Origin of the sequence: Paenibacillus sp. D9 (genome assembly GCF_001188365.1) — a bacterium.
Taxonomy (GTDB): Bacteria; Bacillota; Bacilli; order Paenibacillales; family Paenibacillaceae; genus Paenibacillus_O; species Paenibacillus_O humicus.
In genome coordinates, this window is sequence record NZ_JZEJ01000001.1 from 4,051,189 (window position 1) to 4,062,897 (window position 11,709).

Annotated in this window: 12 protein-coding genes; 10 read left to right on the forward strand and 2 right to left on the reverse strand. The window is 60.7% G+C overall.

Annotated features, from left to right (window positions below; all coding sequences use genetic code 11):
- Nucleotides 1-130: 130 nt before the first annotated feature.
- The 3 genes from VE23_RS18225 to VE23_RS18235 all read left to right on the forward strand — a co-directional run bounded on the left by VE23_RS18225 (nucleotide 131) and on the right by VE23_RS18235 (nucleotide 2,619).
- Nucleotides 131-1,231: a glycosyltransferase gene (locus tag VE23_RS18225; protein ID WP_049868730.1), complete on the forward strand. Its 1,101-nt coding sequence runs from the start codon at nucleotides 131-133 to the stop codon at nucleotides 1,229-1,231.
- Nucleotides 1,228-1,860, forward strand: a complete 633-nt coding sequence (locus tag VE23_RS18230) for a glycerol-3-phosphate acyltransferase (RefSeq protein WP_232316990.1) — start codon at nucleotides 1,228-1,230, stop codon at nucleotides 1,858-1,860. Before VE23_RS18225 ends, VE23_RS18230 begins: the two co-directional genes overlap by 4 nt.
- A gap of 108 nt (nucleotides 1,861-1,968) precedes the next feature.
- Nucleotides 1,969-2,619 (forward strand): restriction endonuclease, encoded by a 651-nt coding sequence (locus tag VE23_RS18235; RefSeq protein WP_048746113.1) that lies wholly within the window; start codon nucleotides 1,969-1,971, stop codon nucleotides 2,617-2,619.
- A 69-nt stretch (nucleotides 2,620-2,688) separates the two neighbouring features.
- On the opposite strand, the gene VE23_RS18240 is transcribed toward VE23_RS18235, so the two are convergent.
- On the reverse strand, nucleotides 2,689-3,312 hold the full coding sequence (locus VE23_RS18240; protein ID WP_049868731.1) for a TetR/AcrR family transcriptional regulator: 624 nt from the start codon (nucleotides 3,310-3,312) through the stop codon (nucleotides 2,689-2,691).
- A gap of 337 nt (nucleotides 3,313-3,649) precedes the next feature.
- On the opposite strand from VE23_RS18240, the gene VE23_RS26615 reads away from it, so the two are divergent.
- A complete protein-coding gene (locus VE23_RS26615) occupies nucleotides 3,650-3,796 on the forward strand; it encodes a hypothetical protein (protein WP_157053990.1) in 147 nt (48 codons plus the stop codon).
- Nucleotides 3,797-3,852: 56 nt separating this feature from the next.
- Here VE23_RS26615 and VE23_RS18245 read toward each other — a convergent pair whose 3' ends face one another.
- Nucleotides 3,853-4,728 carry a YheC/YheD family protein gene (locus tag VE23_RS18245; RefSeq protein WP_084781579.1) on the reverse strand — a complete coding sequence of 292 codons (876 nt, stop codon included), beginning with the start codon at nucleotides 4,726-4,728 and terminating at the stop codon, nucleotides 3,853-3,855.
- A 386-nt stretch (nucleotides 4,729-5,114) separates the two neighbouring features.
- On the opposite strand from VE23_RS18245, the gene VE23_RS18250 reads away from it, so the two are divergent.
- The 6 genes from VE23_RS18250 to VE23_RS18275 form a co-directional block, all read left to right on the forward strand.
- A complete protein-coding gene (locus VE23_RS18250; protein WP_049868732.1) occupies nucleotides 5,115-6,356 on the forward strand; it encodes an AMP-binding protein in 1,242 nt (413 codons plus the stop codon).
- A complete protein-coding gene (sbnA, locus tag VE23_RS18255; protein WP_049868733.1) occupies nucleotides 6,353-7,333 on the forward strand; it encodes a 2,3-diaminopropionate biosynthesis protein SbnA in 981 nt (326 codons plus the stop codon). Before VE23_RS18250 ends, sbnA begins: the two co-directional genes overlap by 4 nt.
- Before the next feature lie 2 nt (nucleotides 7,334-7,335).
- Entirely contained in the window at nucleotides 7,336-8,298 is a 963-nt protein-coding gene (locus tag VE23_RS18260) for an ornithine cyclodeaminase (protein ID WP_049868734.1), read from the forward strand.
- A 173-nt stretch (nucleotides 8,299-8,471) separates the two neighbouring features.
- Nucleotides 8,472-8,801: a metal-sensitive transcriptional regulator gene (locus tag VE23_RS18265; protein ID WP_021878103.1), complete on the forward strand. Its 330-nt coding sequence runs from the start codon at nucleotides 8,472-8,474 to the stop codon at nucleotides 8,799-8,801.
- Nucleotides 8,802-8,976: 175 nt separating this feature from the next.
- Complete coding sequence (locus VE23_RS18270) at nucleotides 8,977-11,388, forward strand: heavy metal translocating P-type ATPase (protein ID WP_049868735.1); 2,412 nt, start codon at nucleotides 8,977-8,979, stop codon at nucleotides 11,386-11,388.
- 78 nt (nucleotides 11,389-11,466) lie between these two features.
- Nucleotides 11,467-11,709, forward strand: a 243-nt coding sequence (locus VE23_RS18275; RefSeq protein WP_198156188.1) for a hypothetical protein, incomplete at its 3' end; no start/stop codon positions are given.

Sequence of the window (11,709 nt, forward strand, 5' to 3'; positions counted from 1 at the left end):
CCTTGTTTATATTATCTTGATCTTCCGTGCCGGCAGCCCGGGCAACCGCCGGCAGGCGCAGTCTTATTCCCTGCCATCCGCCATATACATGTCTTAGGAGACTTGTACATCGGATTGGAGGCGGAAGGGTATGGGCATCGCGATCATGGCCGCGCTGGCGGCCGCATGGGCAGCGGGTTTCGTTTTGTTCCGCAGGAACAGCGTTCCAGCCGCGGACCGCTCTTTCCTTTTCGAGGGAAAGCTCTCCGTCGTCATCCCCGCCCGGAACGAAGAGACCAATCTGCCGCATCTGCTCCAATCGCTGCGGCATCAGAGCTGCCTTCCCTTCGAAATCATCGTCGTGGACGACGGGTCGGAGGACCGGACGCGGGCGATTGCAGAGAGCTTTGGAGCGAAGGTCGTCGTCAACGAGCCTTTGCCGCCCGGCTGGACCGGCAAGAACTGGGCCGTATGGAACGGATACCGGCATTGCGCGGGCGATTATATCGCCTTTCTGGATGCGGATGTCCGGCTTGCTCCCCATGCGCTGCATGATCTTCTGGCCGCCAGGGAGCGGGAGGGAGGAGCGGTGTCGGTCGTCCCTTACCACGAGACGGAGAAAACCTATGAGAGGCTGGCCCTGATTCCGAATCTGCTGGGCCTGTTCGCGTTTACTTCTCCCTTGGAGCGGGGCAATCCCGACAAGGGCTTTTATGGCTCGTGCATTCTGGCCAAGCGGGATGAATACGAAAGAGCGAAGGGGCATGAGGGCGTGCGCTCCGAGGTGATGGACGATCTGAAGCTTGGCGCGAAGTTCGTTCAAGCCGGCATTCCGGTCACGAATTATATCGGGAAGGGGGCCGTGTCGTTCCGGATGTACCCGGACGGCATCCGCAGCCAGCTCCAAGGCTTCGCCAAAGGAGCGATTCTCGGCACGGGCAAGCTGAGCCCGGGGACGACGCTGCTCGTCGCGCTCTGGCTCCTTGGCCTGCTTGCGGCGGAGGCGGCGCCGTTTCTGCTCGGAACCTCTCTGGCGCTGCCCCTGGCGATCGGCTATGTGCTGTATACGGCGCAGCTGTTCGCTTTCCTCCGCTGCACGGGAAGGTTCGGATTTTGGATGCCGGCAATTCATCTGCTGAGCACGGTCTTTTTCGTCTTGGTCATGCTGTACTCGGTGTACCAGGTGGCGTTCTTCGGAAGCGTAGCCTGGAAGGGCAGGCGGGTAGCGGTAAGGAGGCGCGGCGAGCGATGATGCGGCTGCTGATGTGGACGGCGGGTTCATTCCTCTCCGGCTCGCTGATGTTCTCGTATTGGCTGGGACTGCTGGCGAAGCATGATTTGAAGGAAAAGGGAGACGGCAATCCGGGCGCATTGAACTTATGGAGAGCGGCCGGGTATGGATATGGCCTGACGGGCATCGCGCTTGATTTCCTCAAAGGATATTTGCCGGTATTGGCGCTGCTCCATTGGGGCGGCCTGACCGGCTGCAATCTTGTCTATCCGGCCGCAGCCGCCGTGCTGGGCCATATGTTCTCCCCCTTTGCCGGCTGGCGGGGAGGCAAGGCGATCGCGGTCACGTTCGGGGTGTGGAGCGCGCTGACGGGATTCGAGGCCTCGCTTGCTTATGCCGTCATTCTGGCTCTGCTGCTGGCCGGTTTCCGGTGGATCGGCAAGGGAAAGCCGTCCTCGGCATCTTCGGACGGCTTCCAGGTCGTGCTGGGAATGCTGCTGCTTTTGCTCTTCTTGTTTCTCTGCCGCTATCCGGTGGAGCTGGCCGTGTTCTCCGGGGTGAACGCTGTGCTGCTGGCTTATTCGCATCGGAAGGAATTGCGGCGGTATATATTCCGGATGAAAACAGGACATCGAAGCAGCCAGAATTAAAGATGCTGGTTCTTAGCACCCAAAACGCTCTCTTTTTTTCAAAAAAGAAGGTAAATAGTCCCATGAGGGTGAACTAAAATCCTTATTACACCTATATCAGGAGGACTTATGGCTAGAACTTATCGGGCAGAGGGGCGTCAGCTTGCCAACTTGTTAAGAGGAGTTTTCGTACTTGGTGGACTGCTGCTGTATTTCAACCTACCGGGTCTTCATTGGGGCTTCTTCTTTGGAATCGTCATTGTTTCCGTACTCTTCGCAGAAATTCTGGGAACGATGTGGACGTCCAAGAGGCGTTCAGGAAAGCAAACCAAGCAAACCAAGCGAAAGGTTGCGGCTGGCCACTCGATTGCTGGCGTCTCCTCCAAGAAGCTTGGCGATAAAGAGCTCATTCAAGCGAAGATAGAAACCCTTTCGGGAACGGATTTTGAACGGCTTATGGAATTGTACTATACCGCTCAGGGATATTCGGTCCAAAGAGTAGGCGGTTCTGGCGATCATGAGGTCGATTTGATTCTGAAGGGCAAAGAAGGATACAAAATCGCGGTTCAGTGCAAGCGATGGAAGCGCGACGTCGGCAACGACATCGTACTGAGGCTCAAAGCGGGAAAACAGGTTCATGGATGCTATGATGCCTGGATCGTCACGACAAGCAACTTTACGAGAGCGGCAAAGGAAGCGGCCGAAAGGCTTAATATCAAACTGATCAATGGTCTGATCTTGCAGGACAAGCTGACAAAATGGAAGAGGAGTCTGAGGTAGGGCAGGGCCGCTGTTGTTAAATAAAGCCGCCCCCAGCAGTCGCAAGACTGTGATGGGTGCGGCTTTTTTTCAGGGCTTCAAATAACTCAGCAGGATATGCTTCAGAATCTGAAGCTGCTCGGCGGGATCAAGATCCTGCTCGATGACCAGGATGTTCTTCTGCAGCGACAGCTTGCGGGCGAAAATGCCGAAAGTGTTCATGACCGTTCTCAGCGTATCCTGAATCGGCAAGTCGGCGCGGATCGACCCGTCCTGCTTGCCCTGCTCGATGATCGTCGAGAATACGCCGGAGATTTTCCGGTAGACGGCGTTGAACTTGCCGATGTCGTCCAGAGGCTCGGTGAACTGGGCGGCGTAGCTCTCGAAATTCTCCAGCAGCTTGACGCCGGAGCTGTCCTTGCGCTCCAGCAGCGCGATGGAGCTGTCGAAGAGAATCTCGAGCTTGCGCAGGCTTGTCTCCGGCTGCGCTGCAACGGCATGGAACTCTTGCAGCACTTCCTCCAGCATTTTGGTGGCGACCGCGACGACGAGCTTCTCTTTCTTGGGGAAAAAGCGGAAAACGGTGGCGACGCCCATTTGAGCCTGGGTAGCGACATCCTGCATCGTGGACTTGTCGATTCCTTTTCTCGTGAATACTTGCTCGGCTGCATCGATGACGGCTTGCAGGCGCCGCTGCCTCGTTTCGGGGTTCATGTTCAGGTATCACCTTCTCCGTCTTGATTCTATCCTCGTATTATAGCGCTCGATAATTGTGGCCACAACGTTGTCAAAGAATGGATAGAGCCGACCTAGTTCGCAATTCGGCCTCACCGGCTTGTCCGATGCATTTCGGAAATCGGCAACGTCCGCACGTAACGGATTCAACGAACAATAGAGGCGGTTCCTTTCGTCACGAGGGCGGTCATGGAAAATCGACATTACCGGCCGGACCGAGCCGTCCCGGCTCTCCTTTCAGATCGACGGCATCTCCGACAGCGTCGGCGGCGAAGGATATTTCGAAGCGTCGGCTTCGGGAGACGGCTTAACCCGGTTGACGGGTTATCTGGACATCTCCGGCAAGGGCGCCATGGGCTTCATGATGAACGGAGTCATGAAGACGTTTGTGCCCAAGACCGTCGATGAGCTGACACAGGCCGTGGCCGGCAAGCTCGTGGAAATCCATAGCGTTCCTTCTTGAACAATATCCCCGCCCCCGAAGAGGTCCTCTCTCACCGAGCATCCTCCGGCGCCCTGTCAGGGCGCTTTTTTGGCTTTGCCGCAGACGAGGCTGTAGCGGCGGCCGTAAGCTTTGGCGCAGCGGACGATGCGGCGGATGGCTGTCTGATCGTCCAGCTTTGTGAACGGGCATGGGTCCGGCCGAGTGTTGACTTCGAGAATCCACGGCTTCAGCTTGCGGTCGATGGCGATGTCGAGGCCGAGCTCGTTCATGGCCGGGTAAGCGCGGCCGAACTTGGCCGCTGTCAGCAGCGCCAGCCGGTCCATCCGCTTCAGCAGCCGGATCGTGCCGGCTTTGCCGGCAACGGGATCAAGCAAAGTCTTCGGCGCATAAATCGTGCCGCCCTGGCTGCCGTTGGAGACGATTTTGCCCGGACTGGCGACGCGTGCCGCCGTGCCGGTGCATGCCCAGCGGCCGGCGGGATTCCGCTGGATCATGATGCGGAAGTCGAACGGCCGTCCGCCATGCTTGAGCACGCGAATGCCCTTTTGCACGAGATAGCGCCTTGTGCCGGCCTGCCGCCGTATGGATGGGAACATGGCGGTTATGGATTTGAAGGCAAAGATTTTCTTTCCGCTTTGATAGCGGCAGCTTCCGCCATTTTTTTCTACGCGCATTACTCCGATTCCCATCGAGCCGGTATCGGGCTTGACGTAGACCATCCCGTACCGATCCAGCATCGAGGCGAGCGTCCCGCGGCTCAGCGGACGGGTGGAGGGAACATGCTTCCTCAGCTCGGCGCTGCGCAGCAGAAGGGCTGTTTTGGCCATTTTGCTGGAGACGGCTTGAATGCCGCCGCTTTTGGGCTTGCTCCCAGGAGCGGAGGGCGGGTTCTTCCGTCTGGTCTTCTGGCTGTGCGGGACTGAACTTGTTCTGCTTTTGGCTGTATCCATGCCGTCTTTCCCCCTAGGGTAGAAGCTATATTCTCCATCCTATGTAAGGGCCGATGACCCGGTCTGGGCATCGGCCCCTGCACGGCCGGGGAACAGCGGGAAGGGCCCGGATTAAGGCGGGGCAGAGACTGGCTCCCGGCCATCCCGATTCCGGCATCCCCGACTCGGCTTCCCTGATCCCGGCCCAATCCCGGCCATCCCGACTCGGCCATCCCCGATTCGGCCCATCCCCGCTCCCGGCTATTGCCGATCTCGGCCATGCACCGAACGCTCGGACATGGTCCCGCGCTTGGCTTCCGCCTGCAGGCTCGATTCACCTCGGCAGGGGAATGGGCATACGATAGAGCGTCAATGTGGGCACACAGTTGAGGCGGGAGGATTTGCATATGGACAATCCGGGCGGCATTCGGGAAATCGTCGAAAGGATGAGGCATCGCTTTGCCTGGCTCGACGGGCTTATCGTCCAAGGATCGGGGCGGCCTGCAGGGGAAACGGGGGATATGGAGCTGCCGCTTCTGACGTCGTCCGTTCTTGAACGGTTTTATTACACGGACAGCAACCCTCTTGCCATGCAGCCGGGTATTCGCAGCTACCGGACGTCGGGAACGAGCTCGGGACGGCGCAAGACGATCTATTACTCGGAGCAGGACGAGGCCGACTATCTGCGGGTGAAGCTGGATGTCTTCCGGGACATTCTGGAGCCGTACGGGTACAAGACGGCCGTATCGGACATGGGGACCGGCCATGCGGAAGCGACGGCCGCCGAGGTGTTCCGGCAGCTTGGCATGACGGTGGAGTCGTTGTCTTTCCGGCTGCCGATCCGGCAGCATATCGAGTCGCTGGAGCGGCTGCGGCCGGAGGTGCTGTATACGATGCCCTCCATCCTGGACCGGCTGCTGGCTGCGGCCGGCGAGCCGGCGGCGCTCGGCATCCGGCATGTCATCCTTGTCGGCGAGACGGCGTCGCCGGGGTGGCGGAGCCAGGCCGCGCAGCGGCTTGGCATCGGCGAAGACAGAATCACGGATACGTACGGATCGATCGAGATCGGCACGATCGCATCCTATTCGCCTCGTTGCGGACGTTATCTGTTGGCGGATGGAATCATCGCCGAGGGGGTGAGCGCCGAAGAGCTCGGAGAGGGACTCCGGCCGCTATCCGAAGGGGAGCAGGTGCTCGTGCTGACCTCCTCCATCCGCGAAGCCTTTCCCGCGCTTCGCTACGTGACGTACGACGTCGTGCGCGATCTGAGGACCATCGAAGTGGAGGGCGTGCCCCGGCAGAGCTTCCACAGCCTCGTGAAGCGGATCGGACCGGATCTCAAGCATGGCGAGAAGATCAGCATCTACGACATCGAGGACACGGTCTGCCGGCATCTCGGCAGCGCCAGCGTCCGCGTCGTTGTCGAAGGGAACTCGCTGCGGATCGCGGTCGACAGCGGGCAGGGAAGCGATGCCGCGCTTGAGCTCATCCGGCAGGAGCTGGAGAACCGGAATCCCGACATCGGGACGATGATCCGCAGCGGCATCCTGGGCGGAATCCAGGTCGTCCGGAAGTCGTTGGACGACACCGGAGAGCAGGGCTCGGTCAAGAACAAGAAAATCCATTACAGGCAAGGAGAATTCGGATGAAGCTGGACGGAGGCATCGCAGGCGCCATCGGGGGAACGCCGCTCATCCGGCTGGAGAGGCTGTTCCGTGACGAGCCGTTCGCCGTATTCGGCAAGCTGGAAGGCATGAACCCCGGCGGCAGCGCCAAGGACCGTCCGGCGCTGCATATGCTCCGGGAAGCCATCCGGCGCGGCGACGTGATCGAGGGGAGCACGGTCATCGAATCGAGCTCAGGCAATCTGGCCATCAGCCTGGCTCAGCTATGCCGCTTCTTGGGCATCCGTTTCATCTGCGTCGTCGATCCCCGGACGACCGACGCGCATAAGCGGATCATCCGGAGCCTCGGCGGAGAAATCGAGCTGGTCGAGCAGCCGGATGCCGCGACGGGTGAATTCCTGCCGGCGCGGATCGCCAGGGTGAAGGAGCTGCTCGGGACGATTCCGGATGCCTACTGGACGAACCAGTACGGCAACCCCGACAACGTCCGGTCGCATCAGGATACGACGATGAGGGAGATCGGAGACGAGCTCGGGAAGATCGACTATCTGTTTTGCGGGGTCAGCTCCTGCGGAACGATCCGCGGCTGCGCCGATTATATCCGCAGCCGAGGCTGGACGACGAAGGTCGTCGCGGTCGATGCGCAGGGCAGCATCCTGTTCGGCGGCAGCAGCGGTCCGCGCAGATTTCCCGGCCTCGGAGCGGCCATCGTGCCGGATCTGCACGGCGGCGATCTGGCGGATATCGTCGTCAAGGTGTCGGACGCCGATTGCGTCTGGGGCTGCCGCGAGCTGGCCCGGCGGGAAGCCATTCTCGCAGGAGCATCGTCCGGCGGCGTCCTGGCGGCGGTCCGGCGCCTCGCCGGCAGCATTCCGGCCGGGTCCATATGCGCGGCCATCCTGCCGGACAGAGGCGAACGGTATATGAGCTCGGTATTTGACGACGAGTGGGTGAAGCGGGAGCTCGAAATCGATCCGGATGCCTGGAATAGGGGGGATTAGACATGCTCTATCTCAATGACAGCCATATTACGGAAGCCGGTGTGGATTGGGTGAAGCTGGCCGGCATCGCGGAGGATGCCGTGCGGGCGATGGATCGAGGGGAATATGCCGCTCCGCTCAAGACCTATCTCCGGTTTCCCGAACCGGGCAACCGGATCATCGCGACCCCGGCTTATCTGGGCGGTTCGCATCCTTTGGCAGGCATCAAATGGATCGCCGGATTTCCCGGCAACATCAAGAACGGCCAGCCGCGGGCGCATAATGCGATCATCCTGAACGATCCGGAGAACGGCCTGCCGCTCGCCTTCCTCCGGTGCAACCTGCTCAACGGCCTGCGCGCGGCCGCGGTGAGCGGGGTCATGCTCCGGGCCTATGCCGATTCGAGGCCGGATCAGGACATTCGGCTCGGCATCATCGGCTGGGGTCCGATCGGCCGCCTGCATCTCGACATGTGCGCCGCCTTGCTCGGCAGCCGCCTGAAGGAGATCACGCTGTACGACCTGCGGGATATCGATCCGCAGAGCGTGCCGGAGGCTGTGCGCGGGAGGACGGCAATCGCCTCGGATTGGCGTAAGCTTTACCGCCGGTCCAGCGTGATCGCGACATGCACGGTATCGGCAGAGCGGTACATCGACGAGCCGGCTGCTCCGGGCTCGCTGCTGCTGAACGTGTCGCTGCGGGATTTCAAGCCGGAGGGCGTCGCGGGCGTCCGCGCCGTCATCGTGGACGACTGGCGGGAGGTATGCCGCGAGAACACGGACATCGAGCTGCTGCATTTTCGGCACGGACTCAGGGAAGAGGATGTCCGAACGCTTGCGGATCTCGTCTGCCGGGACGCCTTGGCCGAATTTTCGGGAGAGACCGTATTTTTCAACCCGATGGGTCTGGGAATATTCGATATCGCGATCGCCGGTCATTATTGCCGGGAAGCCGTGAAGCGGGGGCTGGGCATCGAATTGCCCTGAAGGCTGGGAAGCGGCCGATGGCGGTGGAGCCGTAGGAAGGGAAGCAGGCCGGCAAGGCGGCGATCGTCGACCCTGGAGCGGCAAGGCCCTCATGAATGCCGACTGCCAAAATCGGGGTGCTGGTATAGGTGGGGGGGCTATGGTAAACTGGAAATCAAAAAGGGCGTGATGCCATGGATGAGCTCCAGCAGGATACGAACAAGCATGAATCATGCGAGGCGGACGGACGCAAAAGCCATCACTCCGAGAAGACCAAAAGCAATCTCATCAGCCGCCTCAACCGGATCGAGGGCCAGGTCCGCGGTCTCAAGGGCTTGATCGAGAAGGATGTCTACTGCGATGACGTCCTGAATCAGATCTCTTCGGTCCAATCCGCCCTGAACGGCGTGGGCAGGCTGCTTCTGGAGCATCATATGAAGAGCTGCGTCATCGAGCGCATCCAGGACGGCGAGAGCGAGGTCATCGACGAGCTTCTGGTCACCATCAACAAATTGATGAAATAACCGGGATTCGAGAGAATCCTTTTTCTATGCCGTTCGATATAGGGGTGGGGGGTATAAGTTTTAATTGACTGAATATAGGGTAGAGGGGTATAGTAAATGTAAGAATAAGGCCGCTGAATGATGGCAATAAAGGAACTAAGCGAGGTGTCCGCAAGTGGAAGCATCCAAACAGCCTATGGAGCAAACGACGCTGCAGCTGACCGGCATGACCTGCGCGGCTTGCGCGAACCGGATCGAGAAAGGGTTGAACAGGCTGGAGGGCGTCGCGGAAGCGAACGTGAACTTTGCTCTGGAAAGAGCGACGGTGACCTACGATCCCGATCAGGTGACCGTGCCCCAGCTGCAGCAGACGATCCGCAAGCTTGGATACGATACCGCCATGCAGACGGCGGATCTCCAGCTCGTCGGCATGTACTGCGCGGCCTGCGCCGTGCGCATCGAGAAGACGCTGAACAGAACGCCGGGCGTAACCGGGGCGGCCGTGAACTTTGCCCTCGAGAGCGCAAGGGTGGAATACAATCCGGCGGCCGTATCGGTCGCGGATCTGCAAGCGAGAGTAGCCAAGCTGGGCTACGAGGCCATCCCCAGGCAGGAGGTCGCCGATCCATCCGAGCTCCGGCAGCAAGCCGTCGCGCGCCAGAAGCGCAAGCTGCTCCTGTCGGCGATTCTATCGCTCCCGCTGCTGTGGTCGATGGCGGGGCACTTCTCCTTCCTGTCCTGGATTCCGATGCCGGAGCTGTTCATGAACCCGTGGTTCCAGCTTGCGCTGGCGACCCCGGTCCAATTCTACATCGGCAAGCAGTTTTACGTCGGGGCTTTCAAAGCCCTTCGCAACCGGAGCGCCAATATGGACGTCCTGGTGTCCCTCGGAACTTCGGCGGCTTACTTCTACAGCCTATATCTGACCGTCGAATGGGCGCGGATGGGCGGCATGGCCCATCACGGTCCACAGATGTATTACGAGACCAGCGCCGTGCTCATCACGCTCGTCCTTCTCGGCAAGCTGTTCGAGTCGCTGGCGAAGGGCCGCACGTCCGAAGCGATCAAGACGCTGATGGGGCTGCAGGCCAAGACAGCGCTCGTCATCCGGGACGGAGCCGAGACGCAGGTCGCGATCGAGGAAGTGCTCGGCGGCGACATCGTCGTCGTGAAGCCGGGCGAGAAAGTCCCCGTCGATGGCGAAGTGCTGGAAGGCAGCTCCTCCGTCGACGAATCAATGCTGACGGGAGAGAGCATTCCGGTGGAGAAGAATGCCGGAGACCTCGTCATCGGCGCGACGGTCAACAAGAACGGACGGCTCAAGATCAGGGCGACCAAGGTCGGCAAAGAAACGGCGCTGGCCCGGATCATCAAGGTCGTCGAGGAAGCACAAGGCTCCAAAGCCCCGATTCAGCGGGTCGCGGACGTCATTTCCGGCATTTTCGTTCCGATCGTCGTCGGCATCGCCGTTATCGCCTTCGTGATCTGGTATGTCTGGGTAACACCGAGTAATGTCGCCGAAGCGCTGGAGAAGGCGATCGCCATCCTCGTCATAGCCTGCCCATGCGCCCTCGGCCTGGCGACGCCTACGTCCATCATGGCGGGCTCCGGCCGTGCCGCAGAGCTGGGCGTTCTGTTCAAGGGCGGCGAGCATTTGGAATCCACCCATGCAATCGACGCCGTCATCCTCGACAAGACGGGCACCGTGACGAAGGGCATGCCGGAGCTGACGGATGTCGTCGTCGCCAGCCATATGGAGGAGCGGGAGTTCCTCCGTCTTGTCGGAGCTGCGGAGAAGAGCTCGGAGCATCCGCTTGCGGAAGCGATCGTCTCGGGTATCGAGGCGCGCGGCATTTCCATCCCTGCCGCGAGCGGGTTCGAGGCGATTCCGGGCTACGGAATCCGGGCTGTCGTGGAAGGGCATGAAATTCTGGCCGGCACGCGGAGACTTATGGAGAGGCACGGCATCTCCGCCGACCAGGCTATGGCCTCGATGGAGAGGCTGGAGGAAGAGGGCAAGACGGCGATGCTGATCGCGGCGGACGGGCGGTATGCGGGCTTGGTCGCGGCGGCGGATACGATCAAGGAAACGTCGGCTGCGGCGGTAGCGCGGCTGAAGGCGATGGGCATCGACGTCATCATGGTCACAGGCGACAACCAGCGCACGGCTAGGGCCGTCGCCAGGCAGGCGGGAATCGATCAAGTCCGGGCCGAGGTGCTGCCGGAAGGCAAGGCCGAGGAAGTGAAGAGGCTGCAGGCCGAGGGCAAAAAGGTCGCGATGGTCGGAGACGGCATCAACGACGCTCCCGCGCTTGCCGCGGCGGATATCGGAATGGCCATCGGCACCGGAACGGACGTGGCGATGGAAGCCGCCGACGTTACGCTCATGCGCGGCGATCTGAACAGCATCGCCGACGCGATCGCCATGAGCCGCCGGACGATGGGTAATATCCGCCAGAATCTGTTCTGGGCGCTCGGCTACAATACGCTCGGCATCCCGGTGGCCGCTCTTGGCCTGCTGGCTCCATGGATTGCCGGAGCGGCGATGGCGCTCAGCTCCGTCTCGGTCGTGCTGAACGCCCTTCGTCTGCAGCGGATGAAGGTGTAGAGCCCGCAGCGGGACGGGATGGATGCAAGGACGCAGCTTGTTTGGATGATTGGAATTTTCGCAGAAAGGATTGAATCCATGATGAAACGGTTGAAGCTTGCAGCCATGCTGATCGTCGCGGCCGCCGTTATGTCCGCTTGCGGCTCCAAGACGGTCCACCAAGAGGGAGGCCATGGCTCGATGAACATGAATACGGAGCCGAATGCCCATGACTCGATGAACATGAATATGGAGCCGGAGCCGAATGCCCATGACTCTTCCGACGCTTCCGCCGGACATGCCCATCCGGGCGGCGAAGGGAAAGGGGCGGCCGCCGATGCC

What these genes read in the sequence shown, in the direction of transcription:
- VE23_RS18225 (WP_049868730.1), top strand. Translation starts at nt 131, where the DNA reads ATGGGCATCGCGATCATGGCCGCGCTGGCGGCCGCATGGGCAGCGGGT.
- VE23_RS18230 (WP_232316990.1), top strand. Translation starts at nt 1,228, where the DNA reads ATGATGCGGCTGCTGATGTGGACGGCGGGTTCATTCCTCTCCGGCTCG.
- VE23_RS18235 (WP_048746113.1), top strand. Translation starts at nt 1,969, where the DNA reads ATGGCTAGAACTTATCGGGCAGAGGGGCGTCAGCTTGCCAACTTGTTA.
- VE23_RS18240 (WP_049868731.1), bottom strand. Translation starts at nt 3,312, where the DNA reads ATGAACCCCGAAACGAGGCAGCGGCGCCTGCAAGCCGTCATCGATGCA.
- VE23_RS18245 (WP_084781579.1), bottom strand. Translation starts at nt 4,728, where the DNA reads ATGGATACAGCCAAAAGCAGAACAAGTTCAGTCCCGCACAGCCAGAAG.
- VE23_RS18250 (WP_049868732.1), top strand. Translation starts at nt 5,115, where the DNA reads ATGGACAATCCGGGCGGCATTCGGGAAATCGTCGAAAGGATGAGGCAT.
- sbnA (WP_049868733.1), top strand. Translation starts at nt 6,353, where the DNA reads ATGAAGCTGGACGGAGGCATCGCAGGCGCCATCGGGGGAACGCCGCTC.
- VE23_RS18260 (WP_049868734.1), top strand. Translation starts at nt 7,336, where the DNA reads ATGCTCTATCTCAATGACAGCCATATTACGGAAGCCGGTGTGGATTGG.
- VE23_RS18265 (WP_021878103.1), top strand. Translation starts at nt 8,472, where the DNA reads ATGGATGAGCTCCAGCAGGATACGAACAAGCATGAATCATGCGAGGCG.
- VE23_RS18270 (WP_049868735.1), top strand. Translation starts at nt 8,977, where the DNA reads ATGGAGCAAACGACGCTGCAGCTGACCGGCATGACCTGCGCGGCTTGC.